At 73.1% G+C, this 26,087-nt stretch carries 22 protein-coding genes; 12 read left to right on the top strand and 10 right to left on the bottom strand.

What is annotated here, in order from left to right; translation table 11 throughout:
- Nucleotides 1-216 precede the first annotated feature (216 nt).
- The 3 genes from rpmG to ykgO are packed head-to-tail and all read left to right on the top strand — an operon-like array spanning nucleotide 217 to nucleotide 847.
- On the top strand, nucleotides 217-381 hold the full coding sequence (gene rpmG, locus ACF08B_RS22825) for a 50S ribosomal protein L33 (protein WP_392319053.1): 165 nt from the start codon (nucleotides 217-219) through the stop codon (nucleotides 379-381).
- A gap of 46 nt (nucleotides 382-427) precedes the next feature.
- Nucleotides 428-688: a type B 50S ribosomal protein L31 gene (locus tag ACF08B_RS22820; protein ID WP_392319052.1), complete on the top strand. Its 261-nt coding sequence runs from the start codon at nucleotides 428-430 to the stop codon at nucleotides 686-688.
- 36 nt (nucleotides 689-724) lie between these two features.
- Nucleotides 725-847 (top strand): type B 50S ribosomal protein L36, encoded by a 123-nt coding sequence (gene ykgO, locus ACF08B_RS22815; protein WP_392319051.1) that lies wholly within the window; start codon nucleotides 725-727, stop codon nucleotides 845-847.
- A 44-nt stretch (nucleotides 848-891) separates the two neighbouring features.
- Here ykgO and ACF08B_RS22810 read toward each other — a convergent pair whose 3' ends face one another.
- Nucleotides 892-1,740, bottom strand: a complete 849-nt coding sequence (locus ACF08B_RS22810) for a DUF427 domain-containing protein (RefSeq protein WP_392319050.1) — start codon at nucleotides 1,738-1,740, stop codon at nucleotides 892-894.
- A 296-nt stretch (nucleotides 1,741-2,036) separates the two neighbouring features.
- On the opposite strand from ACF08B_RS22810, the gene ACF08B_RS22805 reads away from it, so the two are divergent.
- Nucleotides 2,037-4,163 carry a SpoIIE family protein phosphatase gene (locus tag ACF08B_RS22805; RefSeq protein WP_392319049.1) on the top strand — a complete coding sequence of 709 codons (2,127 nt, stop codon included), beginning with the start codon at nucleotides 2,037-2,039 and terminating at the stop codon, nucleotides 4,161-4,163.
- Between the two features lie 7 nt (nucleotides 4,164-4,170).
- On the opposite strand, the gene ACF08B_RS22800 is transcribed toward ACF08B_RS22805, so the two are convergent.
- The gene (locus tag ACF08B_RS22800) at nucleotides 4,171-5,517 is read right to left on the bottom strand and encodes a hypothetical protein (protein WP_392319048.1); all 1,347 of its coding nucleotides are present in this window, start codon (nucleotides 5,515-5,517) and stop codon (nucleotides 4,171-4,173) included.
- Nucleotides 5,518-5,630: 113 nt separating this feature from the next.
- On the opposite strand from ACF08B_RS22800, the gene ACF08B_RS22795 reads away from it, so the two are divergent.
- Nucleotides 5,631-6,926 carry a molybdopterin-dependent oxidoreductase gene (locus ACF08B_RS22795; protein WP_392319047.1) on the top strand — a complete coding sequence of 432 codons (1,296 nt, stop codon included), beginning with the start codon at nucleotides 5,631-5,633 and terminating at the stop codon, nucleotides 6,924-6,926.
- Between the two features lie 316 nt (nucleotides 6,927-7,242).
- On the opposite strand, the gene ACF08B_RS22790 is transcribed toward ACF08B_RS22795, so the two are convergent.
- The 3 genes from ACF08B_RS22790 to ACF08B_RS22780 are packed head-to-tail and all read right to left on the bottom strand — an operon-like array spanning nucleotide 7,243 to nucleotide 9,361.
- Nucleotides 7,243-8,034: a class I SAM-dependent methyltransferase gene (locus ACF08B_RS22790; RefSeq protein WP_392319046.1), complete on the bottom strand. Its 792-nt coding sequence runs from the start codon at nucleotides 8,032-8,034 to the stop codon at nucleotides 7,243-7,245.
- Nucleotides 8,031-8,648 (bottom strand): DUF2064 domain-containing protein, encoded by a 618-nt coding sequence (locus tag ACF08B_RS22785; protein ID WP_392319045.1) that lies wholly within the window; start codon nucleotides 8,646-8,648, stop codon nucleotides 8,031-8,033. Before ACF08B_RS22785 ends, ACF08B_RS22790 begins: the two co-directional genes overlap by 4 nt.
- Entirely contained in the window at nucleotides 8,645-9,361 is a 717-nt protein-coding gene (locus tag ACF08B_RS22780; RefSeq protein ID WP_392319044.1) for a glycosyltransferase family 2 protein, read from the bottom strand. The genes ACF08B_RS22785 and ACF08B_RS22780 overlap by 4 nt, the downstream gene beginning before the upstream one ends.
- A gap of 103 nt (nucleotides 9,362-9,464) precedes the next feature.
- Here ACF08B_RS22780 and ACF08B_RS22775 point away from each other — a divergent pair, with 103 nt between their 5' ends.
- Together ACF08B_RS22775 and ACF08B_RS22770 are read left to right on the top strand one after the other, a co-directional pair.
- Nucleotides 9,465-10,196, top strand: a complete 732-nt coding sequence (locus ACF08B_RS22775) for a response regulator transcription factor (RefSeq protein ID WP_392319043.1) — start codon at nucleotides 9,465-9,467, stop codon at nucleotides 10,194-10,196.
- Between the two features lie 2 nt (nucleotides 10,197-10,198).
- Nucleotides 10,199-11,308, top strand: coding sequence for a sensor histidine kinase (locus ACF08B_RS22770; RefSeq protein ID WP_392319042.1), 1,110 nt, complete (start codon nucleotides 10,199-10,201; stop codon nucleotides 11,306-11,308).
- A 20-nt stretch (nucleotides 11,309-11,328) separates the two neighbouring features.
- On the opposite strand, the gene ACF08B_RS22765 is transcribed toward ACF08B_RS22770, so the two are convergent.
- Together ACF08B_RS22765 and ACF08B_RS22760 are read right to left on the bottom strand one after the other, a co-directional pair.
- Nucleotides 11,329-12,330: an NAD-dependent epimerase/dehydratase family protein gene (locus tag ACF08B_RS22765; protein WP_392319041.1), complete on the bottom strand. Its 1,002-nt coding sequence runs from the start codon at nucleotides 12,328-12,330 to the stop codon at nucleotides 11,329-11,331.
- A 136-nt stretch (nucleotides 12,331-12,466) separates the two neighbouring features.
- Nucleotides 12,467-14,794, bottom strand: coding sequence for a hypothetical protein (locus tag ACF08B_RS22760; protein WP_392319040.1), 2,328 nt, complete (start codon nucleotides 14,792-14,794; stop codon nucleotides 12,467-12,469).
- A gap of 220 nt (nucleotides 14,795-15,014) precedes the next feature.
- On the opposite strand from ACF08B_RS22760, the gene ACF08B_RS22755 reads away from it, so the two are divergent.
- Nucleotides 15,015-15,947, top strand: a complete 933-nt coding sequence (locus tag ACF08B_RS22755) for a hypothetical protein (protein WP_392319039.1) — start codon at nucleotides 15,015-15,017, stop codon at nucleotides 15,945-15,947.
- 86 nt (nucleotides 15,948-16,033) lie between these two features.
- Here the strand turns inward: ACF08B_RS22755 and ACF08B_RS22750 are convergent, their stop codons facing one another.
- The 3 genes from ACF08B_RS22750 to ACF08B_RS22740 form a co-directional block, all read right to left on the bottom strand.
- Nucleotides 16,034-16,411, bottom strand: a complete 378-nt coding sequence (locus ACF08B_RS22750; protein ID WP_392319038.1) for a hypothetical protein — start codon at nucleotides 16,409-16,411, stop codon at nucleotides 16,034-16,036.
- Entirely contained in the window at nucleotides 16,408-18,147 is a 1,740-nt protein-coding gene (ctaD, locus tag ACF08B_RS22745) for a cytochrome c oxidase subunit I (RefSeq protein WP_392319037.1), read from the bottom strand. Before ctaD ends, ACF08B_RS22750 begins: the two co-directional genes overlap by 4 nt.
- Nucleotides 18,148-18,461: 314 nt before the next feature.
- Complete coding sequence (locus ACF08B_RS22740) at nucleotides 18,462-20,525, bottom strand: SpoIIE family protein phosphatase (protein WP_392319036.1); 2,064 nt, start codon at nucleotides 20,523-20,525, stop codon at nucleotides 18,462-18,464.
- Nucleotides 20,526-20,702: 177 nt separating this feature from the next.
- Here ACF08B_RS22740 and ACF08B_RS22735 point away from each other — a divergent pair, with 177 nt between their 5' ends.
- The 4 genes from ACF08B_RS22735 to ACF08B_RS22720 all read left to right on the top strand — a co-directional run bounded on the left by ACF08B_RS22735 (nucleotide 20,703) and on the right by ACF08B_RS22720 (nucleotide 26,079).
- Nucleotides 20,703-23,165, top strand: coding sequence for a SpoIIE family protein phosphatase (locus tag ACF08B_RS22735; protein ID WP_392319035.1), 2,463 nt, complete (start codon nucleotides 20,703-20,705; stop codon nucleotides 23,163-23,165).
- Nucleotides 23,166-23,266: 101 nt separating this feature from the next.
- Entirely contained in the window at nucleotides 23,267-24,085 is an 819-nt protein-coding gene (locus ACF08B_RS22730) for a maleylpyruvate isomerase family mycothiol-dependent enzyme (protein WP_392319034.1), read from the top strand.
- A gap of 77 nt (nucleotides 24,086-24,162) precedes the next feature.
- A complete protein-coding gene (locus ACF08B_RS22725) occupies nucleotides 24,163-24,471 on the top strand; it encodes a hypothetical protein (protein WP_392319033.1) in 309 nt (102 codons plus the stop codon).
- Nucleotides 24,472-24,753: 282 nt separating this feature from the next.
- Entirely contained in the window at nucleotides 24,754-26,079 is a 1,326-nt protein-coding gene (locus tag ACF08B_RS22720) for an FAD-dependent oxidoreductase (protein WP_392319032.1), read from the top strand.
- The last annotated feature ends 8 nt before the right edge of the window (nucleotides 26,080-26,087 follow it).

The raw sequence follows: 26,087 nt of genomic DNA, 5'->3' as shown, positions 1-26,087 counted from the left end.
AGCGGAGTCTCCACCACGGCCCGCGCCGAGGGAAGGGCGCGAGCGCGCCCGCGCGCTCGCCCGGAGAGGCCGGGAATAGGTGTGGGCCCCTTCCGGTTGTGGCCGGTGGACCTCGCGGGGCCGGGCACCCACCGGGAATGACACGGCAAGGTGTGGTGTTCCGGGTATGTGTGACATGACCCGGTCAATCCGGGGTCCGGATGAAGGGAGAACCCCATGGCCCGCAGCACTCTGCGTCCCGTAGTCAGGCTCACGTCGACGGCCGGGACCGGCGTCACGTACGTGACCCGCAAGAACCGTCAGAGCCACCCCGACCGGCTTGTCCTGCGCAAGTTCGACCCGGTCGCCGGCAAGCACGTCCCCTTCCGCGAGGAACGCTGACCCACGCCGCCGCCCCCCCGGCGGCGGCCACCAGGAGGCAACACCCATGAGGCCCGGCATCCACCCCGAGTCCCGGCCGGTCGTCTTCCGCGACCGCGCCGCCGACGCCCTGTTCCTGACCCGCTCGACCGCGACCGCGTCGAAGACGATCGAGTGGCGGGACGGAATCACCTACCCGCTCATCGACGTGGAGATCTCGTCGGCCGGCCACCCCGTCTACACCGGCAGGGCGCGGGTCGTGGACAGCGCCGGCCGCGTCGAGCGCTTCGAGCGGCGATACGGCCGCCAGGCGGCGCTCCGCGGCTGATCACGCCGTGACCCCCCAGCACGAGGAGGCCCAGCCATGAAGGTGCGCAACTCCCTGCGCTCCCTGAAGTCCCAGCCCGGCGCCCAGGTGGTACGCCGCCGTGGCGTGGTCTTCGTGGTCAACAAGAAGAACCCCCGCCTCAAGGCCCGCCAGGGCTGACACGGCTCCCCCGACGGCCACGCACCCGCACGGCCCCGGCCGGCTCACCGCCGGCCGGGGCCGTTCCCCGTGCGCCGTAGGCGCCCCGTTCCGGAGGACAGCGTGGGCGTGAAGGGCGTGACCGGACGATCGAGGAGCTCGCCGTCCACGGTGATGTCGACCGCCTCGTTGTAGAACGCGAGCAGCCCCCTGACGGCGCCGGCCGCCGGCAGGGGCTCGGCGTAGCTCCACACGATGTCGGCGGGGACGTCCCCCTCGCCGCGCCAGGACCAGTACGCGGCGGTGCCCTTGTAGGGGCAGCCCGTCCGGTGCTCGGTGGGCTCGAACAGGTCCAGGCGGACGTCCTCGCGCGGGGTGTAGTAGCGGGTGGGCAGCCCCGTCTCGAACAGGAGGACCGGACGGCCGGTGTCGGCCACGACGGTGCCGCCGATCTCGATCCGCACGTGCCGGCTGCTCGGCAGGGCGTCCACGCGCCTGTACGGGTCCCGCGGGTGCACGAAGATCTCCTCTTCCTCCTCGTACCAGTGGTCGAGCCCCCTGCCGGTACGCCGGAACCACTCGAAGGCGATGTGCCCGGCCAGGTCGGCCGCCGGGAACGTCCAGGCCGCGTTCTCCAGCAGCTCGCCGCCGATCAGGAGGTCGTAGAAGACCGTCGAGCCGGTGTGGGCGCCGGTGCGCGGGTTCCCCGCCGGGCGCAGCAGGTCCATGCGGACCTCGTCGCGCGGAAAGGCGTACAGCGGCACGGGGATGTCCGGCTCCCACACGAGGACGGGACGACGGCTGTCGACGACCGTGACGTCGCCCTTCCGGCCGCGGACCCATCGTGCGCTGGGCTCCCAGCGGAGCCCCTGAGGAGTGCTGCGCGGAGACTGGGCGGTGCTCGGTGTGGTCATGCCGGATTCTCCCTCTCCCCGGGTGCGCGGGCGACTCCGGCGGCGGACGACGGCCGGCGGGGTCCGCCCGTCGTCCCCCGCCGGTCGGGGGCTTCCCGGTCCTCTCCGGACCGGCCGCGGGCGGTGCCCGGGGGCCCCGGACCGTCCGTGCGGGACCGCGTGCCGAGCACGGCACCGGGGCGTAGCGTCCCCGTATGAGCGAGGTCGGGCATGTGCGGTGGGGTCGTTTCGCGCGTCGCGGGAAGACGAGTCGTATGACATCGCCGTGAGCCGTCCCCACGGGCTGGAGGTGCCGCGTGACCGGAGCGGTCGATTCGCCCAGGAACGCGCAGGCGCGGGACGCGGCCTTCGCCGAGACGGTGCGCCGCACGGGTGCCTCCATCGGTGCCCTCTACCTGCTGGCCCCCGACGGGCAGCAACTGCTGCTCGACGTCCTGTGCGGAGCCCCGGCCGAGTTCGCCGCGCCGTGGACGAGGATCCCGGTGACCGCTCCGGCGCCGGTGGCCGCGGCGGTACGTGAGGAGCGGATGGTGTGGCTGGGCAGTCAGGAGGAGCTGGCCCGCGCCTATCCGCGCACCGCCATGGCACTGCCGTACCCGCTGGTGCTGGCCGCCGCGCCGGTGACCGGCGTGCGTCGCTGGGGCGTGCTGCTGCTCATGTGGCCGGCCACGCGCCCGGCGTACATGACCCAGCGGGAGCGCGGGAACATCGCGTCCAGCTGCGGCCGGCTGGCCAGGCTGCTGGAGGAAGCCGTCGAGGACGGGTCCCTCGCGACCCCCGGCGACCGGCCGCGCGTGCTCCCCGCCGGCTCGGGGCACCGGTCGGCGAGCCCGGAGCTGGCCGCCGCGGACTTCGTCGAACGGCTGCCCGGCGGCAGCTGCGCCCTGGATCTCGAAGGGCGCTTCACCTACCTCAGCTCCGGCGCCTGCCAGCTGCTGGGCAAGGAGGCCGGCGACCTGCTGGGCACCCTGCCGTGGAACTCCCTGCGCTGGCTCGACGACCCCGCCTACGAGGACCGCTACCGCGCCGCCGTGATCAGCCGCCGGCCCGTCGTCTTCACGGCGTGCCGCCCACCGGACGGCTGGCTGGACTTCCACCTCTTCCCCGACGCCAGCGGCATCAGCATCCGGATCGTCCCCAGCGGTGCGGACACCCCGCCCACCCCGGCACCCCGCCTCTCCGGCCGGAGTGTCACCCCGGCGCGCGCGGGGCGGCTCTACCAGCTCACGCACCTGGCCGCCGCGCTGACCGAGGTCGTCGGGGTCCAGGACGTCGTCGACCTCGTCGCCGACCAGATCATGCCCGCGTTCGGTGCCCAGGCGCTCGTGCTGTCGACGGCCGACGCCGGCCGCCTGCGGATCATCGGCCACCGCGGCTACGACCCGCGCACCATCGAGCGTCTCGACGGCCTGCCCGTCGACACCGGGTTCACCCCCGCCGGCCGGGCCATCGGCACCGGCGTCCCGGCGTTCTTCTCCACCCCGGAGGAGATGCGGCGCGCCCACCCGGAAGCCTCGATGATCAGCCGGAAGGAGGCCTGGGCCTTCCTGCCCCTCGTCGTCTCCGGCCGTCCCGTCGGCTGCTGCATCCTGTCCTACGACCGGCCCCACGAGTTCCCGGCCGAGGACCGCGCCGTCATGACCTCGCTCGCCGGCCTCGTCGCCCACGCCCTCGACCGGGCCCGCCTGTACGACACGAAACACGAGCTCGCCCACGGCCTCCAGCAGGCGCTGCTCCCGCGCGCCCTGCCCGCGATCCCCGGACTGCGGGTCGCCGCCCGCTATCTGCCCGCCACCCGGGGCATGGACATCGGCGGCGACTTCTACGACCTCATCCCGCTCGGGGACACGGCCGTCGCCGCCGTCATCGGCGACGTCCAGGGCCACGACACCGCGGCCGCCGCTCTCATGGGGCAGGTGCGCACCGCCGTCCACGCCCACTCCGCCCTCGGCACCGCACCGGACCAGGTGCTCGCCGGAACCAACCGGCTCCTCGGCGATCTCGGCCCCGACCTGTTCACCAGCTGCCTGTACGCCCACCTCGACCTCGCCGGCCGCCGGGTCACCCTGGCCAGCGCCGGACACCCGCCGCCGATCGCGCGCCGGTCCGCACACGACACCGGCCCGCTCGACGTGCCGCCCGGACCGCTCCTGGGCGTGGACCCCGAGGCCGTCTACCCGGTGACGGAGATCCCGCTCACCCCGGGGCTGATGCTCACCTTCTACACCGACGGCCTCATCGAGCGGCCGGACGTCGACCTCGACGACTCGATCGCCGCTCTCGCACGCCATCTGGCCCACGCCGACCACCGGGACCTGGACGCCCTCATCGACGGCGTGGTGGGCCAGGCGGGTTCCCGTGCCCGGCGCACCGACGACATCGCGCTGCTCGTGCTGCACGAGGCGGCGGGCCGGACTCCCTGACGGTGGTTCACCATCCGGTCAGCAGAAGGTGGTTGAGGAGCAGGGCGAGGACGGCCTGCGCGGTCAGCCAGGCACGGGGGTGGGACAGGAAGGCGCACGCCGGGAGCAGCCACAGGGCGAACGGCAGCCAGATGCGTTCCGTCTCCGCCTTGCTCATCCCGGACAGATCGGCGACCAGCAGGGCGGCCAGGGCGGCCGCCACGAGGACGGCGAGACGCGTCCGCGCGGCGGCCCCGTCGGGTGCGGTGCCGCCGCGACGGGTGAGCAGGACCGTCGCGGTGCGGCGCAGGCCCGCCGCCGTGGCGAGGCCGGTGATGAGCACGGTGCAGGCCAGGTTGGCCCACACCCAGTAGCCGTAGGGGCGTTTGCCGCCCACGCCCTGGTAGTAGCGGGTGATCAGCAGGTGGTAGGCCGTCCACCAGTCGAACCCGGCGAGGGCGAACACGACGGGGACCACGGCCAGTCCGGCCACCAGCGGCAGCAGCAGGGCCGGGCGCCGTCGCAGCCCGTCCCGGCCGAGCACCACAACCGCCGCGCCGATCAGCGCGAAGAGCGTCAGGCCGTAGGAGAGGTAGCAGGTCAGACCGAACAGCAGTCCGGAGCCGGCCGCGCAGGCGAGGGACCGGCGGGTCAGCGCGAGCGCGAGCAGGGCCACGGCCCATGCGGCGACGGCCCCGAAGTAGGCGTCCGCGGAGGCGCCCTGCCACACGGCGGCCGGGGCCAGCACCAGGAAGGGGGCGGCCCGCCGCGCCCATGACTCGTCGGCCAGGGCCCGGACCGCGACGAGCACCGCCACGCAGCCGGTCGCGCCGACCACCACGCACCACATCCCGGCCCAGCCGCCGCCGCGCAGCCCGATCCGGTCGAGCAGGACGAAGGTCAGTGTGGCGCCCGGCGGATGACCGGCCACGTGCGCGGGCCAGGGGTCGGGGGTGCCGCTGACGATGTGGTGGGTGAAGTCCCGCAGGGTGGCCGGGATGTCGCCGAACCGGTCGATGACGCGCAGGTACTCGTTGCGGGTGGTGAGCCGGTCCGCGACGCCCCGCTGCCAGCCGTCGACCAGCGCGAGCGACACGATCCAGGCCGCGCACGCCGCCCACGCGGCGGCCAGCACCCCTCGCCACGGCAGCCGGGCCGCGAGCGGCGGGCCGTACACGACGGTGGCGGCGGCGACCGCCAGGGCCGCCGGAGTGCCGGGGCCGACGTGCGGATCCCACTCGGCGAGCACCGGGGGCCAGTGCACGAACAGGGTGTGGCGGGTGTCCTGGATGTGGCGGCCGATCAGTACGGCCGCCGTCACGAGCAGGGCGGCGGCACCGGCGGCGTACAGGTCGCGGCGCAGGGAGCGGGTCACGCCCACACGCTAGGCCGGGGGAGCGGCGGCAGACCGCCGTCCGGGCCGGACGTCAGCGTTTCGTCACGGGTCGCGCACCGGTTCTCGGGGGCTTCCCGGCCTACCGTCGGGACATGCGCGACCATCCCCGGCTTCCCACGTCCCCCGGTTTCTGGCGCAGCCCCCTGCGCGGCCCGTGGTTCACCTCCGTGCTCGGCCTCGTCCTGCTCGTCGGCATCACCGTGCTGTTCGTGACCGGCCTGGTGTCGTACGCCGCCTACAACCCGGACCTCGCCCCGGTGAACGACCAGACCCCGGACAAGGGCCTCCTCGGCTTCTACCTCTTCGCCTGGCCGACCGGCCCGGTATGGCTGTACCGGTTCACCCAGGGCGTGCACGTCACGCTCGGCATCACCCTGGTCCCCGTGCTGCTGGCCAAGCTGTGGTCGGTCGTGCCGAGGCTCTTCGCGCTGCCGCCGGCCCGCTCCGTGGCGCACGCGCTGGAGCGGATCTCCCTGTTGCTCCTGGTCGGCGGCGGCCTGTTCGAGTTCACGACCGGAGTGCTCAACATCCAGCTCGCCTACGTCTTCCCCGGCTCCTTCTACCCGCTGCACTTCTACGGGGCCTGGGTGTTCTTCGCCGCGTTCGTGGCCCACGCGGTGCTGAAGGCGCCGACCGCCGTGCGCGCCGTACGGCTGCGGATGCGGGAGGGCGCCTTCCCGGAACGGCCGGACACCGCGGCGGCGGACGCTCCGGCGCCGTCCGACCCGGCGGCGGACTCCCTGGTGTCCCCGCGACCCGATCCGCCCACGGTCTCCCGGCGCGGCGCGCTCGCGCTGGTCGGCGGCGGCTCGCTGCTGCTGTTCCTGACCACCGTCGGCCAGAGCCTCGGCGGCCCCTTCCGCCGTACGGCCCTGCTCGCCCCGCACGGCACGGCGGATCCGGGCGGCGGTCCGAACGGCTTCCAGATCAACAAGACGGCCCGCTACGCCGGGATCACCCCGGCCGACACCCACGACGACGTCTGGCGGCTGGTCGTCACCGGCCGCACCGGCACCGTCCGGCTCAGCCGTGCCGAGCTGCTCCGACTGCCGCAGCACAGCTCGTCACTGCCCATCGCCTGCGTGGAGGGCTGGTCGACCGCCGACCAGTGGTGGCGCGGCGTACGACTGCGCGACCTCGCGGCACTCGTCGGGTACGACGGCGATCCGCCGGACGTGTTCGTGGAGTCCCTGCAACGGCACGGCGCCTTCCGCCGCGCCGCCCTGCGCGCCAACCAGACGGCCGACCCGCGCTCCCTGCTCGCCCTGTACGTCAACGGCGAGGAACTGTCACCCGACCACGGCCACCCGGCGCGGATCATCGTGCCCGCCGCACCCGGCGTGATGAACACCAAGTGGGTGGCCCGACTCACCTTCGGAGACCTGTGATGCCGCGCCGCCCGCTGCCCCTCGGCAGCCCTCTCCAACTGCTGCTGCTCGCCTGCTCGTTCGCGCTCGCCGCCTACGCCGGAGTACGACTGCTCGCCGGGGACTGGCGGGGGGTGGCGCTGTGGATCGTCGGTGCCGCGCTGCTGCACGACCTCGTCCTGCTGCCGCTGTACACGGCGGCGGACCGGGCGGTGATGCGCGGCCTCGACGCCGGCGGACGGCGCGCCCGGACGCCGTACGTGCGCGTCCCGGCCGTGCTGTCGGGCCTGCTGCTCCTCGTCTGGTTCCCACTGATCAGCGGGATGGTGAGCGAGCGTTACCGGACGGCCACCGGGCTGTCCCCGGACGGCTTCCTGGCGCGCTGGCTGCTGATCACCGCCGCGCTCTTCGGCGGCTCCGCGCTGCTGCTGGCGCTGCGGGTGCGCAGGGCGGCGAAGCACCTGCCGCCCGCCTCCCACTGAGCGACGCGCCGCCAGCCGGCCCTGCGCCCGTGGCGGAGCAGGGCCGGGGTGCCGAGGCGGGCCCAGGAGAACGGGACCCCGTCGGCCCGTAAGGCACCGACGGCGTCGACCACCTGCACTTCGGTGCGTTCGTCCACGTTCGCCGGCACGGTCTCGGCGATCAGCAGCCCGCCCGGCCGCAGGAGGCCGGCCACGCGCTCCAGCAGGACCGGCGGATTCCCGCCGATGCCGACGTTGCCGTCCATCAGCAGGACGGTGTCCCAGCGGCCCTCGCCGGGCAGCGGCTCGAACACCGAGCGGCGCAGCGCCCGTGCCGCGTCCTCCCCGGACGTGGGCGGCGCCAACCGTCCCACGGTGTGTTCGACGGCCGCCTCGCTGACGTCGATCCCGAGCACGGTACGGCCACGGTCGGCGAGTTCCACGACCAGCCGGCCCGGCCCGCAGCCGACGTCGAGCACCGCGCCCTCGCACCGGTCCAGCACCGCCCGGTCGGTCGCGTCCGCGCGGGCGCACCAGCGCTCCACCTCCAGCGGCAGCAGCCAGCCGTCCGCGCGGCGCAGGAACAGCGGGCCCCGGCCGGTGCGCAGCGCCGCCGCGTACGGGTCTGCGGCCGCCCACGCGTGCCGGGCGGCGGGCGGGGCGCTCATCGCCGCGCCACGGGCGCGCAGCGGGCCAGCCGCGCGGCGAACCGGCCGTGCGGGGCGAGCGCCGCCACGGCGCGGGCGTCGGCGGCGACGTCGACGTCCCGCAGCGTGGGCAGGTCGCGCACCCGCAGCCCGGCGGCGACCAGCCGCTCCCGCTGCAGGGCGCCCGTCACCGGGGTCGACATGGGCACACCCCGCAGCAGCGCCGGATCGGGATCGGCCAGGCCCAGGGCCCAGAAGCCGCCGTCCTCCGCCGGGCCCAGACAGGCGTCGCAGTCCGCGAGGTCCACCGTCAGCAGTTCCGGCGTCACCTGCGGAGTGTCCATGCCGATGAGGAGGGCGGGGCCGGGACAGTGCGCGAAGGCGTCCGCCAGCCGCTCGTCCAGCCCGCCCGCGCACTGCGGGACGACCTCGAATCCGGGCGGCAGCCAAGGCCCCGGGGACCCGTCGAGGACGAGGACGCGCCGGGACGCGGGCGCGGCCGCCACGGCGTGCAGCGTGTCGGCGAGGGCCGCCTCCGCCAGCTGTGCCGCCTCCTCGGGGGAGAACGGCGGGGTGAGCCGGGTCTTGACGCGTCCCGGACGCGGTTCCTTGGCGATGACGAGCAGGGTGGTCACCGTACGGCCCTCCGGTCGGCGCCGGCCCCGGGGACCGGTGCGTCGGCCAGGACCCGGCGCATGTCCCGCACGGCCTGCCAGGTGCCGCGCCAGGTGCCGGTCACCTTGGACGTACCGGTGCGCGGGAGGTAGGGCACGTCGTGCTCGGCGATCCGCCAGCCCGCGTCGGCCGCGCGCACGACCATCTGCAGCGGGTAGCCGCTGCGCCGGTCGGTGAGGCCGAGCGCGAGCAGCGGCTCACGGCGGGCGGCACGCAGCGGCCCCAGGTCGTGCAGGCGCAGGCCGGTACGGCGGCGCAGCATCCGCGCCAGGGCGAGGTTGCCGGCCCGCGCGTGGACCGGCCAGGCACCCCTGCCCCGGGGGCGTCGCCGCCCGAGGACCAGGTCGGCGCCGCCCTCGTTGACCTCCCGGACGAAGGGGACGAGCAGCGAGGGGTCGAGGGAGGCGTCGCAGTCGCAGAAGCAGACGAGGTCGGCGCTGGCCGCGGTCAGCCCGGCGTGGCAGGCGGCGCCGAAGCCGCGCCGCGGCTCGTGCACCACGGTGGCGCCGAGCGCGCGGGCGACCTCGGCCGAGCCGTCGGTGGAACCGTTGTCGACGACGACGGCGCGCCAGCCGGCCGGAATCCGGGCGAGCACCCAGGGCAGGGCCTCGGCCTCGTTCAGGCAGGGCAGCACCACGTCGACGTCCGTGGGAGTGGTCGTCACGCTTTCCACCCTACGAAGCAGAATCGGGCATAAGGGACAGCTGATCCTTACGAAACACGGACGCCGCCCGCGGGGGCCCGCGAAGGGCAGCGCGCGGTGCGAGGCTGGAGCCATGCACCAGCAGCACGAGCCCCACGGGGCCGCGGCCGCCGACGCTCCGGCCCGGGTCCTGGTCGTCGACGACGACCCCACCGTCGCCGAGGTCGTCACCGGCTACCTCCATCGCGCCGGCTACGCGGTCGACCGGGCCGGCGACGGCCCGACGGCCCTCACCCACGCCGCCGCGCGCCTGCCCGACCTCGTCGTGCTCGACCTCATGCTGCCCGGCATGGACGGCCTGGAGGTCTGCCGCCGGATCCGGGCCCACGGCCCCGTGCCGGTCATCATGCTCACCGCCCGAGGCGACGAGGACGACCGCATCCTCGGCCTGGAGGTCGGCGCCGACGACTACGTCACCAAACCGTTCAGCCCCCGGGAACTCGTCCTGCGCGTCGAGTCGGTACTGCGCCGCAGCCGCCCCGCCACCACCGGGCAACCGCTCGCCGCGGCCGGCCTGTCGGTCGACCCGGACGCCCGCCGCGCCACCAAGAACGGCCGGGAACTCGGCCTCACCCTGCGAGAGTTCGACCTGCTCGTCTTCTTCCTGCGGCATCCCGGCCGTGCCTACAGCCGCGAGGACCTGATGCGCGAGGTCTGGGGCTGGGACTTCGGCGACCTGTCCACCGTCACCGTCCACGTCCGCAGGCTGCGCGGCAAGGTCGAGGACGACCCGGCCCGGCCCCGTCTGATCCAGACCGTGTGGGGCGTCGGCTACCGCTTCGAGGCCGCCGGGGCGGTGAACTGACCATGCGCGACACCCTCCTCATCGCCCTGTACGCCTTCGCCGGCGCCGCCGCCACCGGACTGGCCGGAGCGGCGGTGCTGCGCCTGATCCGCCGGCGCTCGCTCACCGCCTCGCTCACCGTGGTCGCGGCGGTCGGAGTGGTCGCGATGCTCTCCGGAACCCTCGCCGTCGCCTGGGCGATGTTCCTCTCGCCGCACGACCTGAGCGTCGTCACCACGGTCGTCGCGATGGCGGCCGTCGTCTCCCTGGCCACCGCCCTGCTGCTGGGCCGCTGGGTCGTGGCCCGCAGCCACGAACTCGCCCTGGCCGCACGCTCGTTCGGCGACGGAGGGACCTTCGCGGCCCCCGACGGCCCGGCCACCGCCGAACTGGACGCGCTCGGACGGGAGTTGGCCGCGACCAGCGCCAGGCTCGCCGAGTCCCGCGAGCGGGAGCGGACGCTGGAGACGTCCAGGCGGGAGCTCGTCGCCTGGATCTCGCACGATCTGCGCACCCCGCTGGCGGGCCTGCGCGCCATGTCGGAGGCGCTGGAGGACGGTGTGGCCGCCGACCCCGGCCGCTACCTGAGGCAGATGCGCACGGAGGTCGAACGGCTCAACGACATGGTCGGCGACCTCTTCGAACTCTCCCGCATCCACGCGGGCACCCTCCCGCTCACCCCCTCCCGGATCTCCCTGTACGACCTGGTCGGCGACGCCCTGGCCGGAGTCGACCCGCTGGCCAGGGAGCACGGGGTGCGCCTGGTGGGCGACCGGGTCGAGCCGGTGCCGGTCGAGGTGGACGGCAAGGAGATGAGCCGTGTGCTCGGCAACCTGCTCGTGAACGCCATCCGCCGCACCCCCTCCGACGGCACCGTCGCGGTCGCCGCCGAACGCACCGGCGACGGCGTGCTGCTGTCCGTCACGGACGGCTGCGGCGGCATCCCCGAGGAGGATCTGCCGCGCGTCTTCGACACCGGCTGGCGCGGCAGCGACGCCCGGACGCCGCCCGCGGGCGCGGGCCTCGGCCTCGCCATCGTCCGGGGCATCGTGGAGGCGCACGAGGGCCACGCGACCGTCCGCAACATCCCCGGCGGCTGCCGCTTCGAGGTGATCCTCCCGGCCGCGCCCTGACCCGCACCGCGCCCCCCGACTCACTCCTCGCGCAGGCCGGCCCGCGCGAACTCCCTCATGCCCTCGGCGAATCCGACCTCCGGCAGCCAGCCCAGCGCGGTCCGCAGCCGTGAGGAGTCCGCGGTGATGTGCCGCACGTCGCCGAGCCGGTACTCCCCGGTGACCACCGGTTCCGGCCCCCCGCACGCGGCGGACAGCGCCGACGCCATCTCCCCGACGGTACGCGGATCCCCGCTGCCGGTGTTGTAGGCCGTGAGGGCCCCCGGCTCGGTCTCCGCCTCCAGCGCCGCCACGTTCGCCGCGGCCACGTCCCGCACGTGCACGAAGTCCCGTCGCTGCCGTCCGTCCTCGAACACCCGGGGCGCCTGCCCGCGGGCGAGCGCCGAGCGGAAGAAGGACGCGACCCCGGCATAGGGGGTGTCGCGCGGCATCCGGGGGCCGTACACGTTGTGGTACCTCAGCGACACGGCCGACCCGCCCGTGCACCGGGCCCAGGCGGCCACCAGGTGCTCCTGGGCCAGTTTGGTCGCCGCGTACACGTTCCGGGGGTCGGCGGGGGCCTGTTCGCCGACCAGGCCGGGGGCGAGGTCCCGCCCGCACTCCGGGCATCGCGGCTCGAACCGCCCCGCGTCCAGGTCGGCCACGGCCCGCGGACCCGGCCGTACGGCACCGTGCCGCGCGCACGCGTACCCGCCCTCTCCGTAGACGACCATCGAACCGGCGAGCACGAGGTGCCGCACGCCCGCTTCGGCCATGGCGGCGACCAGTACGGCCGTACCCAGGTCGTTGCGCGAGACGTACTCCGCCGCGTCGGCGACCCCGTCGCCGAGGCCGACCATCGCCGCCTGGTGGCACACGGCGTCCACACCGGCGAGGGCCGTGGCGACGGCCGACGGGTCCCGGACGTCCGCGCCGGGATCCTCCCGGACGTCGTACACGAGCGGTTCGTGACCGCCCGCCCGCAGTGCCTCCACCACATGGGACCCGATGAACCCGGCACCGCCGGTGACCAGTACGCGCATGGGGCCACGCTAGGGCGGGCAGCGCCGGGAACACGGGCGCCGGGCCGCCACGTCACGACTCCGTAAGAGGTACCCGGCCCCCGCACCCCTGCCGACCAGGGGTGCGGGGGCCTTTCGCGGGCGTGCCCGGCGTCGGTCAGTCGCGGCTGCCGCGGCGGCGCCTGAGCCGGACGAGCGCCGTTCCCGCGACGAGGAGGGCGGCGGCGATCCCGGCGACGGCCAGTACCTGGGTGCCGGTGTCGGCCATGCTGCCGCCCTGGTCACTGCCTCCGGTGGGCGACGTGCCGTGGCCGCCGTCGCCGGACGGCGCCGGTGCCGGGGTGCTGGTGGTGGGCGCCGGTGTGCCGGTCGGCTCGGCGGTGGGCCTGCCGGTCGGGGTCGGCTTCGGGTTGGGCCTGCCGCCACCGGACCGGCCGCTGTTGTCGCCGCCCATCACGGTCGTGCCGGTCGCCTGGTAGCCGAGCGCCTCGTTGCGCGAACCCCTGGTCACGGAAGGCAGGTTGGGCTTCTCGGCACGGAAGCGGGCCCGGCCGACCTTGCGCTGCGGCTGCTTGGTCATGTCGACGCCACCGACCGTGTACACCCAGACCTCGCCGCCCACGGGGATCTCGTACTTGAAGTCGCCCTCGGTGTACGACCGCTTCATCTCCTTCCACACGGTCATCTTGTCCCAGCCCGCGTTCTTGCCGCGCAGCGGCCAGCGCTTCACCTGGTCGCTGTCGATGATCCCGCCGAACGAGCCGCCGAAGGCCTTCGGGTCGCGGGCCACGGTCTGGCGGACGTACTCCGCGGCGATGCGGGCCTTGTACACGCGGCGCAGATCGGCGTACTTGGCGTCCTCGTTGATCTGCTTCTCCACCACCGGCAGTACCGTCTGCCGGTAGACGTCCATGTTGTGGGCCGTCTGCTCCTTGGTCAGGGTGCAGGGCATGCCGCCGCCGGGGCCGGGCGTGCTGTAGTCCTGGGCGACGGTCTGGACCTCCAACGGGGCGCTGAGAATGTAGGCGCCGTCGTCCTCGATGCGGACCTCGGCCTTCTTCGGGGTGATCCAGTTCCGGGTGGAGCCCATGCAGGGCCTGCCGTCGACCTTGCTGATCCCCTCCCAGAACCGCTTCCCGGCGTCCGTCTTCGGGTCTTCCGCGCGACCGAAGTCGTGCTTCATCTCCATGTCGGCCTCGAGCAGGACACGGCCGGCGTCGGTCCTGTCGAACGGCGCCTTCATGATCGTGTCAGGGTCGTCCGGGTTGAGGTTGACCCAGAAGTGGTCCGGCGTCAGAGCGAGCCAGGTGAAGAAGGCGTCCGAGATCAGCTGGGCCTTCTCCGCGCCGCCGTAGCCGGGCGCGGTCTCCTCGTCGGTGTTCTTCGCGCTGAAGGCGTAGGAGAGGTTCCCCGTCTTCGTCTGCCCGACGTAGGAGATGTCCAGTGTCGAGAAGTCGACACCGCCCGGGCTGCGCAGGCTGTTGCCCGGCTGCCGGATCAGCCCGCGGGCCCGCTCGCTCTGCCGCCGGGCGTCCTCGGGCGTGGGCGCCGACCTGCGCGCCATGTCACCGCCCGACCCGAAGGAGGGCCGGTTCGGGTCCGGCGTCATCAACTGGTTGCTCTTCGGGGTGTACTTCCCGACGGTGTACCGCGGATTCGGGGTGGCGGAGTGCCGGTAGTACTTCACCCCGGCGGAGCCGTACTTCTGGACCGTCTTCGCGTCGGGCTCCTGCCCGTTGATGTAGACGACCTTCCAGCCCCGGCGGACCAGCTCCGCGTCGATCTTCAGCTGCCGGGCGTCGTAACCGATCCCGGACTTGATCTCGTAGACGGTCCGTGTGCGCTGGTTGACCGCGTCGAAGACCCGGCCGTCCTTCATCACGTCCTTGCCGAGCGTCCGCTCGAGGTCCTTGTAGAGGCCGGGGTTGAGGTCGCGCAGGTTCTTCTGGCAGATCCAGTCCACGCCACCGAGGTCGAAGTACTTCACGACCTCCGACTCGAAGGCGTTCCCCCGCTTGTTGTTGCCCTCGTTCCGGGAGTAGACGTTGTTCAGCCACTCGTTGAACGAACCCTCGTAGGGTTTCGCGCCGGCCTGTTTCTCCTTCCAGGTGGCGACCGCGTTCTCCGGAGTGCCCCACGCGTACTTCTTCGGGCTGTCGCCCTCGGGAAGGCCGATCACGCCCGGATCGGTGAGGGCCTCGAAGCCCTTGGCGAGGTTGTCGTAGGAGTAGAAGCGGTCCTCGGCGTTCGGCGTCTTCCACTGGTTCGGCCCGGCCGGCTTGTAGCCGGGCAGCCGGTACGCCGGTGGCGGCGTCGGACTCGTGCCGTACTTGTCCATACAGCGGCCCAGCATCGGCTTCGGTGGTGCCGCGTCGGCGCTGTCGTGAAGCCCGGGCAGCGGACCGGCCACCAGTACGGTCGCGCCGAGCACGACGGCCGCCGCGCGCAGTGCGGCCAGGCCGCGCACGCGTATCGCAGAATGCATGGTTGTGTCCCTCGTGGGGGCAGGTCTGAACCCCTGTGCGCAGGGCGAGGAAGGTCAACCGGGCGGTGCATGGCCCCCGTTGATGCCACCGCCTTTTCCAGCACATTAACCTCTGACGCCCCGTCACCCACCGGAGATGCACAGCCGCGACGCACAACAACCACAGGATCTCCAGGACCGCTGGGAACCCCCGCGCCGCTTCGGCCTACGCTTCCCACCCATGACCACCGATCCGGCCACGCCCACCCACGCGACCCTCCTCGACCGCTGGCTCGACGATCTGCAGGTGCTCGCCGCACGGCTCGAACAGGTGCATCTGCCCGCCGACTTCCCCTTCGACTACTCGCCCGGCTCCCTGGCCGTTCTGGAGCAGGCCCTGCTCGACGGTGAGCACGACGACGCCTTCCGCCGTGCCGCCACCGCGTACATCGGGGAAGTGCTCATGGACGTCTGCGGCGGCCGATGGGACATCGATCCCGCGACGGGAGGCGAGGACGGCGATCCGCTCGTCAGCCCCGACCCCGACCTCGGCCTGCCCCCGCTGTCCGTCGGCACCCTCGTCGACGTCGCCCTCGCCGAAGGCTCCGGCGAGGTGCTGACGCGTGAGCGTGACCAGCTCGCCGACGCCGTGTCCGAGCGGCGCCGTGCCGTACCGGGCTGGGAGCCGCACAAGGAACGCTCACCGCTGGACCCGATCGGCCCCCAGCCGGCGGACGCATGGCTGCAACTGTGGCTCGCCGAGCGGGAGGAGGCCCACCCGGAGTGGGCGCACCGACTGTTCGGATCCGACGGCCCGGGGGACGGCGACTTCACCGCCGCCGGCCTGGACGTGCTGGAACAGCGGCTGCGCGCCCGCTACGGAACCCTCGCCGACTTCGACGCCGACCGGGAGGGACCCTTCCTCCAGGGCGCCGTCTGGTACCTGGGGCAGGTCCTCTGCCGTCACCACGACAGCACCTGGGTGTACTGGGCGATCGAGCCGGACGCCCCGCGCGGCAGCCACCACCACGCGGAGAACCCCTGGTCCGGCATCCCCTTCACGCACCAGCCCCACAAGCGCAAGGCCGCCCCCCGCGACCCCCTGGGGATACTCCGGGGCGTCGTCCGCTACGGCACCGCCTACCACCTGACGAAGATCATCGCCGACGTGTAGCCGCGACGCCGGGGTGCGGAGGACCGGCTCCCGCCGCACCACCCCGCTGCGACCGCGGGCGCGGGCCGGAGCCGGCACCGGTCGCGTCAGCGGGTCAGCCAGGCGGCACCGGTGCTGACGGTGATCGAGGAGGCGAGCAGAAGACACGCCCATACGGCGTGCCGTCGGAGCAGGGTGCGGCGCAGGTCTGCGTACCGGGCCTCGTACTCGCCGCGCAGGCGCCCCGCGCGGTCGGTGAACGCCTGCAGGGCCTGCCGGGTCAGCCCGAGACGCTGCTCGGTGTAGTGGCGCGTCAGGTCCTCGGCCTGCCCGGTGGTGAGCCAGGGCAGGCGCGCGCAGAGGGCTTCGGCCTCGCGCTGCGCCTGCTCCCGTTCCGCTTGCAGGAGGAGGAATCCCTCGACCTCGTTGGCGAGTTCCCCGCTGCTCCGGTCCGGCGGGGCCCCCTGACCGCGTGGCGACGTCAAGACCGGCCGCTTTCCGGTCCGTGGGTGTCCACGGCGTCGCGCCTGGCGAGGTTCGCCTCGTGCTCGAACTCGGCGATCTCGGGGTGGTGCAGGTCGAAGGCCGGGGATTCGCTGCGGATCCGCGGCAGGGTGACGAAGTTGTGCCGCGGTGGCGGGCAGGAGGTCGCCCACTCCAGCGAACGGCCGTAGCCCCACGGGTCGTCCACGCCGACCATCTTGCCGTACCGGCCCGTCTTCCACACGTTGTAGAGGAACGGCAGGATCGACAGGCCGAGCAGGAACGAGCTGATCGTGGAGACGGTGTTCAGGGCGGTGAAGCCGTCGGTCGCCAGGTAGTCGGCGTACCGGCGCGGCATGCCCTCGGCGCCGAGCCAGTGCTGCACCAGGAAGGTGCCGTGGAAGCCGATGAACAGCGTCCAGAAGCACATCTTCCCGAGCCGCTCGTCCAGCATCCGGCCGCTGAACTTGGGCCACCAGAAGTGGAAGCCGGCGAACATCGCGAAGACGACGGTGCCGAAGACGACGTAGTGGAAGTGCGCCACCACGAAGTACGAGTCGGAGACGTGGAAGTCCATCGGCGGCGAGGCCAGGATGACACCGGTCAGACCACCGAAGAGGAAGGTGACGAGGAAGCCGACCGCCCACAGCATCGGTGTCTCGAAGGAGATGCTTCCCTTCCACATGGTGCCGATCCAGTTGAAGAACTTCACGCCCGTGGGTACGGCGATGAGGAACGTCATGAAGGAGAAGAACGGCAGCAGCACTCCGCCGGTGACGTACATGTGGTGGGCCCACACCGTCACGGACAGACCGGCGATCGCGATGGTCGCCGCGACGAGGCCCATGTAGCCGAAGATCGGCTTGCGGGAGAAGACCGGGATGATCTCGGTGACGATGCCGAAGAACGGCAGCGCGATGATGTACACCTCCGGGTGGCCGAAGAACCAGAAGAGGTGTTGCCACAGCAGGGCGCCGCCGTTGGCGGCGTCGAAGACGTGGGCGCCGAACTTGCGGTCCGCCTCCAGGGCGAACAGCGCGGCCGCGAGGACCGGGAAGGCCAGCAGGACCAGGACGGCCGTCAGCAGCACGTTCCATACGAAGATCGGCATGCGGAACATCGTCATGCCGGGAGCGCGCATGCAGATGATCGTGGTGATGAAGTTGACGGCGCCGAGGATGGTGCCGAAGCCGGAGAAGGCCAGACCCATGATCCACAGATCCGAGCCGAGACCCGGGCTGCGGACGACGTCCGACAGCGGGGAGTAGGCGAACCAGCCGAAGTCGGCCGCGCCCTGCGGGGTGAGGAAGCCACCGACCGCGATGGAGGAGCCGAACAGGTAGAGCCAGTAGGCGAACATGTTCAGCCGCGGGAACGCCACGTCGGGCGCGCCGATCTGCAGCGGCATGATCCAGTTCGTGAAGCCGGCGAACAACGGCGTCGCGAACATCAGCAGCATCACGGTGCCGTGCATCGTGAACAGCTGGTTGTACTGCTCGTTGGAGACGATCTGGATACCCGGGCGGGCCAGCTCGGCGCGCATGATCAGCGCCATCACGCCGCCGATCAGGAAGAAGGCGAACGACGTGCCCAGATAGAGCGTGCCGATCGTCTTGTGGTCGGTGGTCGTCAGCCACCTCACCACGACGTTCCCGGGCTGCCTCCGCTTGATGGGCAGCTCGTTCTCGTACGAGTCCTCGGCTGCCGCGGCACCGTGGGGGTCGTTGAGGATGCTCACAAGAAGGTGTCTCCAGATGCTCGCGGTTCACATCGTGCGTAAGCCGCCATCCTTTCCGGGCCGGGGGCCGGATGGCGGCGTGGAGCGGCCGAATTGCACCCTTCGGCATGACAGTCCAACCCGACTGGAGTATCCGGCGCGTCGGCCGTGCGACGACCGCCGCTCACGCGCCGCCCACACGGCGAGCCAGGGCGCCGGCACGCTGCGGAGGACGAGAGCGGACACCGGACAGCCCCGGCTGATCGTGCTGCGCGGCGACGGCGCCTCGGGGGTCCGAGAGGGCCCCGCGCATCACGACCGCCCCGCCCCGCCCTCTACAGCGCGCGGGCGATGAGGAGGGCCACGTCGTCGTGGTCGTCGGGGTGGCGCAGGCCGTAGAGGAGGAGGTCGCAGGTCTCCTCCAACGGGCGCCGGGGCTCGTCCAGGAAGCTCAGCAGGACGTCGAGACGGTCGTCTATGGGGTGCTGACGGGTCTCGACCAGACCGTCGGTGTAGAGGACCAGCAGGTCACCGGGGAGCAGTTCGAACGAGGTGGCCTCGAAGGCGATGCCGCCGACGCCGAGCGGGGCAGCGGCGGGCAGATCGAGGAGCGTGGGGGAGTCGCCCCGGACGAGGGCGGGCGGCATGTGTCCGGCGTTGGCGATGGTGCACCGCCTGGTACGAGGGTCGTACACCGCGTACAGGCAGGTGACGATGTAGTGCTCGAGGTCGCAGGTGACCTTGTCCAGGTGCTGGAGCACCTCGGCGGGAGCCAGGTCGAGCTCAGCGTAGGCGCAGGTGGCGGTGCGCAGCCGGCCCATGGTGGCGGCGGCGTCGATCCCGTTGCCCATGACGTCGCCGACCACCAGGGCGGTCTTGTCGTCGGCCAGCGAGATGACGTCGTACCAGTCGCCGCCGACCTCGCTGGTGGCCTGCGCGGGCTGGTAACGGGAGGCGACCTCCAGGCCCGTGTGGTGCGTCGAGTGGTCGGGCAGCAGACTGCGCTGGAGGGTCAGCGCGGTGTTGCGGACGCTCTGGAACCAGCGGGCGTTGTCGATGGCCACCGCGGCCCGGCCGGCGAGTTCACCGGCCAGGACCACGTCGTCGTCGTCGAACGGCGCCGGATTGCGGGTGCGTTTGAGATCGAGGGCGCCGATCACCTCGCCGTGCGCGATCAGCGGTACCGCGAGGTACGAGTGGACGCCGGCCCGGGCCAGCAACGCCCCGGCCTCTGCGTCCCGGGCGATGCGCGGCAGGTCCTGTGCCCCGACGTGGCGGACCAGCACCGGCCGGCCGGTGTGCACGCACAGGGTGACGAGACGGTCGCCGTCGTACGTGGCGAGATCGCCGGGCGGGTCGGCGGCGCGCTCGGCGACGGTGGGGTGGGCGGCCTTCAGGGCGAGCGCCCGGAAGAGCTCGGGGCCGTTGTCGGGCTTGCGGATGCGGCGGCAGGCCAGCGCGGAGTCGAGGACGTCCACGGCGACCACGTCGGCCAGCGCCGGAGCGGCGATCTCCGCCAGCTCGTCGGCGGTCTGCTGCACGTCCAGGGTGGTGCCGACCCGCGTCGAGGCCTCGGCGATGAGTGCCAGGCGCCGTCGCGCCCGGTCGGCCTCGGCCGCCGCGCGGTGCCGTTCGGTGACGTCGACGACCGAGACGGCCGCGCCGAGGATCCGGCCGCCGGGGTCCGCCAGCCGGTAGAAGGAGAGCGACCAGGCGTGATCGTGCTCGGGATCGGCGGGCGGACGGCCCACGTGGTACTGGTCGATGAGGGGCGTGCCGGTGGTGAGCACCTGGCGCAGGGCCGATTCGACGGTGTCGACGTCCGGGAACGGCAGGGTCTCCCGCAGATGGCGGCCGGTGTGGTCCTCGGCGGGGATGCCGTCGATGCGTTCCAGCGCCGGGTTGACCAGCAGGTAGCGCAGGTCGGGGTCGAGGAGGGCGAGGCCGATGGGGGACTGGTTCACCAGCTGCTCGCACAGCGCCAGATCCGTCTCGACGCGCTGGAGCAGGGTGTGGTCCGCCGCGATGCCCAGGGCGTAGGCGTCCCCGAGGTCGTCCAGCAGCCGCATGGTGCGGAACTCCGTCAGCCGGGTGCTGCCGTCCTTGTGTCGCACGGGGAAGGCGCCGGCCCAGCCGCGGCCGGTCTCCAGCACCTCCGTGAACAGGCTCGACACGGCCTGCAGATGCTCGGGACGCACGAGCAGGCGCGTCGCGTTCTCGCCGAGGGCCTCCTCCGCCGTGTAACCGAAGAGGTCCTCGGCCTGCGGCGTCCAGAAGACCACGCGCCCGCGGGTGTCCAGGGCCACCGCGGCCACGCTGAGCACATCCAGCAGACCGGTCGGCCGCGGCAGCTCGGGCCGCTCGTCCTCGTGGCCGGTCTCGAAGGATTCCACTGCCATCCCGGATCCACCTCCACCGGCCGGCCGGTCTCGCGGTCGCTGCCGGCACGGCCGTGCGGGTATGTGCTGAGGGCCGGTACCCCCATGGTCCACCCGGCACCGCCGGGGCGCACTGATGGCCAACATTAAGCCCATAGCGTGCATAAATAAGACCATTGTGGTGTAAGGGTCTACATGATGGAATCTCCGCGAAAGGGTATCTCCGCATCCACGTCCGCGGGACCGGGTGACCTCTTCGACGCGTCCAGCGACGCGGCCGCGGTGATCGCGCCGAACGGGGTCGTGCTCGGCTGGACCCTGAGCGCCGAGGCACTGCTCGGCTACCCGGCACGGGAGGTCGTCGGCGGCTCCGCCGCGCACCTGCTGGCCATGCCCGACGATCCCCTGCGAGCCGCGGCCGTCGCCGAACGGTGCCGCGCCGGTCACGGCTGGAGCGGGCTGATCGCCGTACGGCACCGGGACGGCCGCTGCCTCGACGTCCACCTCCTGGTCTCGGCGTCCTTCCGGATCGGCGCGGACGAGTGCTTCCTGGTGTCGGCGCGTGAGCAGCGACCGCAGTGGACGGTCGCCCGGTCCGTCCTCGACGGATTCCTGACCCGCCTGCCGGTCGGCATGGCCGTCATGGACCAGGACCTGCGCTACGTGTGGCTGAACGACACCCTGGAGCAGTTCGGCGGCGTCCCCCGTGAGCAGCGGCTCGGCCGCAGGGTGAGCGACGTGCTGCCCGGACTGCAGGCGGAGGCCCTGGAAGGGCTGATGCGCAAGGCCCTGGCGACCGGAGTGCCGGTGACCGACTACGAGTACGCGGGATGGAGCTGGGCCGACCCGCACCGCCGGCACGCCTTCTCCACGTCGTTCTTCCCGCTGGTGGACGCCGACGGCGCCGCCAGCGGCATCTGCTACCTGGTCCAGGACATCACCGAGCGCTGGACCGCCCGGCAGCTGCTGACGCTCGTCAACGAGGCCGGCACCAGCATCGGCACGACCCTCGACGTGCTGCGGACGGCCCAGGAACTCGCCGACTTCGCCGTCCCCCGCTTCGCGGACTTCGTCGTCGTCGACCTGCTGGAACCCGTCCTCAGCACCGAGGGGCACGGAGCGTGGCTGACCGACGCGGGACCCCCTCCGGCCACCCCGGCGATGCGCCGTGCCGGCATGCAGTCGGTGCGGGCGGGCTGCCCCGAAGCCGTGGCCCGCATCGGCGAGGAGGTCGGCTTCCTCCCACCGCCCCGCGACGTGAACATGCTGATCAGCGGAGAGCCGAGGCTCATCCCGGTCCTCGACCCGTCGGACGCCCTGTGGGCCACGGAGGAGCCCGTGCGGGCGGAACGCATCCGCGAGTTCGGCCTGCACACGATGATCGCGGCGCCGATGCGGGCCCGGAACACCGCCCTCGGACTCACCACCTTCGCCCGGTCGCTCAACCCCGTCCCCTTCGGGCCCGACGACGTCCTGCTGGCCCGCGAGCTGGTCGCACGGGCGGCGGTCTGCGTCGACAACGCCCGCCGCTACACCCGGGAGCACATGGCGGCGGTGACGCTGCAGCGCAGTCTGCTGCCGCCCGCCCTGTCCGGAGGCACGGCCCTGGAGGTCGCCTCGTCCTACCTGCCCGCGGATCCGACGGGCGGCGTAGGCGGCGACTGGTTCGACGTGATCCCCCTGTCCGGCGGCCGCATGGGGCTCGTCATCGGGGACGTGGTGGGCCACGGCATCGCCGCGGCGGCGAGCATGGGCAGGCTGCGCACCGCCGTCCAGACACTGGCCGACATGGAGCTGCCCCCCGACGAACTCCTCGCCCACCTCGACGACCTGGTGCTGCGGCTGAGCGACGAGGAGAACGCCGCCGGCTCCGGAGAACGCAGCACGACCACCTTCATCGGCGCGACCTGTCTCTACGCCGTCTACGACCCCGTCACCAGACGCTGCGAGATGGCCCGGGCCGGGCATCCGCCCCCCGTCGTCGTCGCCCCCGGCGGACACGCCTACTTTCCGGAGATCCCCGCCGGACCCCCGCTGGGGCTCGGCGGCATGGCGTTCGAGGCGACCGAGATCGAACTGGCCGAGAACAGCCTCTTCGGCCTCTACACCGACGGCCTCATCGAGGGCGGCGACCAGGACGTGGAGCGGGGCATGTCCCGGCTCGGCGCGGTCCTCGCGCGCACCGGGCACAACCTGGGCACGCTCTGCGCGTCCGCCGTGCACGAACTCGTCCCCGTGCCGCAGCCCGACGACATCGCCCTGCTGCTGGCCCGTACCCACGGCCTCGGCGCCGACCGGCTCGCCACCTGGGAGGTGCCCCCCGACCCGGCCGCCGTGGGCGATCTCCGGACCCGGGCCATCCGCCAGGTCGAGGACTGGGGCCTGGGGGAACTCGCCATGACGACGGAGCTCATCGTGAGCGAGCTGGTCACCAACGCCATCCGGTACGCCGCCCTGCCCATTCGGCTACGGCTCCTGCGCGACGTCCGGCTGACCTGCGAGGTCTCCGACGCCAGCAGCACGGCTCCCCGCCTGAGGCACGCCCGGAGCACCGACGAGGGCGGTCGCGGCCTGTTCCTGGTGGCCCAGCTCTCCCACCGCTGGGGTGTCCGGTACACCGGGGACGGAAAGATCATCTGGGCCGAGCAGGAGATCCCCTGAGACCGTGGGCGGCGGACCGGCCCGAATTTGCCTTCGAGTGGACTCCAGCAGCCACACTGGGCGCGACGAAGCACGGTTCGAGGACAGGAACGGCGGCACCGATGGCAACGACGACGAGCAGGGCAGGACACCCGCTGCCGTACGACACCTACCGCGAGGCCGTGGCACGCGAGACCCGCCGCTTCGCCGAAACGGTCGCGGGCGCCGACCCGGCGACCGCCGTGCCCTCCTGCCCGGACTGGACCCTGGCCGACCTCACCGTCCATGTGGGGGCGGTGCAGCGCTGGTTCTCCGTACTCCTGACCCGGCGGGTGCAGGAGCCGCCGCGCAGCCGCGAGGTGGACCTGGGGCTGCCGGACGACGTGCGCGACCGTCCGGCCTGGGTGGCGGCGGGTGCCCCCGGCGTGGCGGACGTGTTCGAGGCCACGGACCCCCTGGCCGTGATGTGGGCGTGGGGCGAGGACCAGCACGCCCGGTTCTGGGCCCGCAGGATGCTCTTCGAGACCCTGGTCCACCGCACGGACGCGGAGCGCGCCGTCGGCCGGACGCCCGACGTCGACCCGGCCCTGGCCGCCGACGGCGTGGACGAGTTCCTCGTCAACCTCCCCTACGCCGGTCTCTTCGCGCCCGACGTGGACAAGCTGCGCGGCGACGGCGAGACCGTCGCCTTCCGGTGCGCGGACGCCGCGGACGGGGTCGTCGAGGAGTGGCTGGTACGGCTGGACCCGGACGGTTTTCGCCTGCTGCCCCCGGCCGACGGCGAGGCGGCCGCGGCCGCCTCGCACACCGTGGCGGTGCGCGGGCGGGCGGCGGATGTGCTGCTGTTCCTCTACGGCCGGCTGCCGTACGGGGACCCCGCCCTCGATGTCACCGGTGACACCGGGGTCCTCGACCGATGGGTCGCCCACACGGCCTTCTGAGCAGCGCGGTCGGTGCTCTCGACCGCCGGGTGCGCCGCCGGGGTGTCAGCCGTCCGCCCGCGGGAAACCCGGGCGGCATGGCAGCACAGGAGCGGCAGGAGCCTTTCCCCTCCGACCGGCAGGTGGTGGACCGGTTGGTGCCCGTCTGGCTCGAGGAGACGGAACGCCATGATCCCGGCGCCGCCCGCCGGGCCCGGGAGGGCTGGCGGAACGGCACGCTGGGCGGCGAGTGCGCGCAGGACCTGGCCACCTGGGTGACCGCGCGGGTCACCGACACGGCCTTCAACGAGGACGAGGGCCCGGAGGTCGAGGGCCCCGCGCGCATCACGCCCGCGGACAAGGAGTGCGTCCACCGCTGGCTCGCGGCGCAGGGGCATCCGGTCTGACCGCCGGACGGTCCGGCCGACGGCGCCTCGGCCCTCAGGGATACGACACGACCGGGGACGGGGTCGTGTGCGTCCCCGAGGCGAGCAGGCGGGAAACCGATCACCACGTCCGCCGGCACCCGCCGCCCTCGCTCCTGCTGCGGTGGTGCGCGAGTCGGCCTGAGCCCGCCCGCGGACGCGCCGTTGCCGCAGGTGGGGGAGCGGGTCGCCGGACGCCCGCCGGGAGGCGTACGATATTCATCGACCGATGAATTTCTGCTCTCCCCGAAGGGCAGGGCCGACATGGAACGCACCACATGCTGTGTCGTGGGAGGCGGCCCCGCGGGCATGGTGCTCGCCCTGCTGCTGGCCCGGGCCGGCGTCGCCGTGACGGTGCTGGAGAAGCACGCCGACTTCCTGCGCGACTTCCGCGGTGACACCGTCCACCCCTCCACCCTGGCGCTGCTCGACGACCTGGGGCTGGCCGAACGCTTCGCCCGGTTGCCGCAGCGCCGGGTGCGCACCGTCCAGTTGCCCGTCGGCGCCGGCCGCTCGGCGGTCACGGTCGCCGACCTCGCCGTCCTGCGCGGTCCGTACAACTACGTGGCGATGGTGCCCCAGTGGGACCTGCTGGACCTGCTCGCGGACGAGGCCCGCCGTGAGCCGGGCTTCGAGCTGCGGATGAACACCGAGGCGACCTCGTTCCTCACCGAGTCGGGACGCGTGAGCGGTGTGCGCTACCGGACGGCGGACGGCCGCACGGGAGAACTGCGGGCCCTCCTCACCGTCGCCTGCGACGGCCGCGGATCACTGGCACGCCTGCGGCCGGAACTCGGACTGCGCGGCTTCCCCTGCCCGATGGACGCCTGGTGGTTCCGGCTCCCGCGGCACGAGAGCGACCCGCGCGGACTCTTCGGCGGAGCCGGCGACCGCTTCCTGACCGCGATGATCGACCGCGGGGACTACTGGCAGTGCGCCGCGCTCATCCCCAAGGGCACCGACGCCGAGCGCCGCGCCGCCGGACTCCCGCGCTTCCTGGCCGACTTCACCGCCGCCGTCCCCTGGATCGCCGGCCGCACCGGCGCGCTCACCTCGTGGGACGACGTCAAGCTGCTCGACGTACGCCTGGACCGGCTGCGTCGCTGGCACCGGCCGGGCCTGCTGTGCATCGGCGACGCCGCGCACGCCATGTCCCCGGTGTTCGGCATCGGCATCAACCTCGCGGTCCAGGACGCCGTGGCCACCGCCCGCATCCTGGCCGGGCCGCTCCTGCGCGGACGGGTGAGCCTGCGTGACGTGCGCGGGGTGCAGCGCCGGCGCGGATTCACCACGGTCGCCACGCAGGCGCTCCAGCGGACGGCGCACGCCCGCTTCATCGCTCCTGTCCTGCAGGGCCGGCCGCCCCTCGGCAGTGCGAAGCGCGCCCGGCGTGTCGGGCGGCTGATCGCCGGGATGCCCTGGACGCGGCGCCTGCCCGCCTACTTCATCGCGTACGGCGCACTCCGTGAACGTCCGCCCCAGGAGGCGGTGCGAAGCGGCCGCCCCATGGCGAGGATTCGGTCAACTCCGCATGTTTTCCAGGGCATTGACGGCGTCCGCGGGCAGCTGCTTCACTGGCGCCGTGGCTGAGCCACTGA

The organism is Streptomyces sp. NPDC015139 (assembly GCF_043079785.1).
Taxonomy (GTDB): Bacteria; Actinomycetota; Actinomycetes; order Streptomycetales; family Streptomycetaceae; genus Streptomyces; species Streptomyces albidocamelliae.
This window is presented reverse-complemented; position numbering and strand designations above follow the sequence as displayed.

Coding starts and splice junctions, on each gene's coding strand:
- rpmG (WP_392319053.1), top strand. CDS start 217: ATGGCCCGCAGCACTCTGCGTCCCGTAGTCAGGCTCACGTCGACGGCC.
- ACF08B_RS22820 (WP_392319052.1), top strand. CDS start 428: ATGAGGCCCGGCATCCACCCCGAGTCCCGGCCGGTCGTCTTCCGCGAC.
- ykgO (WP_392319051.1), top strand. CDS start 725: ATGAAGGTGCGCAACTCCCTGCGCTCCCTGAAGTCCCAGCCCGGCGCC.
- ACF08B_RS22810 (WP_392319050.1), bottom strand. CDS start 1,740: ATGACCACACCGAGCACCGCCCAGTCTCCGCGCAGCACTCCTCAGGGG.
- ACF08B_RS22795 (WP_392319047.1), top strand. CDS start 5,631: ATGCGCGACCATCCCCGGCTTCCCACGTCCCCCGGTTTCTGGCGCAGC.
- ACF08B_RS22790 (WP_392319046.1), bottom strand. CDS start 8,034: ATGAGCGCCCCGCCCGCCGCCCGGCACGCGTGGGCGGCCGCAGACCCG.
- ACF08B_RS22775 (WP_392319043.1), top strand. CDS start 9,465: ATGCACCAGCAGCACGAGCCCCACGGGGCCGCGGCCGCCGACGCTCCG.
- ACF08B_RS22770 (WP_392319042.1), top strand. CDS start 10,199: ATGCGCGACACCCTCCTCATCGCCCTGTACGCCTTCGCCGGCGCCGCC.
- ACF08B_RS22765 (WP_392319041.1), bottom strand. CDS start 12,330: ATGCGCGTACTGGTCACCGGCGGTGCCGGGTTCATCGGGTCCCATGTG.
- ACF08B_RS22760 (WP_392319040.1), bottom strand. CDS start 14,794: ATGCATTCTGCGATACGCGTGCGCGGCCTGGCCGCACTGCGCGCGGCG.
- ACF08B_RS22755 (WP_392319039.1), top strand. CDS start 15,015: ATGACCACCGATCCGGCCACGCCCACCCACGCGACCCTCCTCGACCGC.
- ACF08B_RS22740 (WP_392319036.1), bottom strand. CDS start 20,525: ATGGCAGTGGAATCCTTCGAGACCGGCCACGAGGACGAGCGGCCCGAG.
- ACF08B_RS22735 (WP_392319035.1), top strand. CDS start 20,703: ATGGAATCTCCGCGAAAGGGTATCTCCGCATCCACGTCCGCGGGACCG.
- ACF08B_RS22730 (WP_392319034.1), top strand. CDS start 23,267: ATGGCAACGACGACGAGCAGGGCAGGACACCCGCTGCCGTACGACACC.
- ACF08B_RS22725 (WP_392319033.1), top strand. CDS start 24,163: ATGGCAGCACAGGAGCGGCAGGAGCCTTTCCCCTCCGACCGGCAGGTG.
- ACF08B_RS22720 (WP_392319032.1), top strand. CDS start 24,754: ATGGAACGCACCACATGCTGTGTCGTGGGAGGCGGCCCCGCGGGCATG.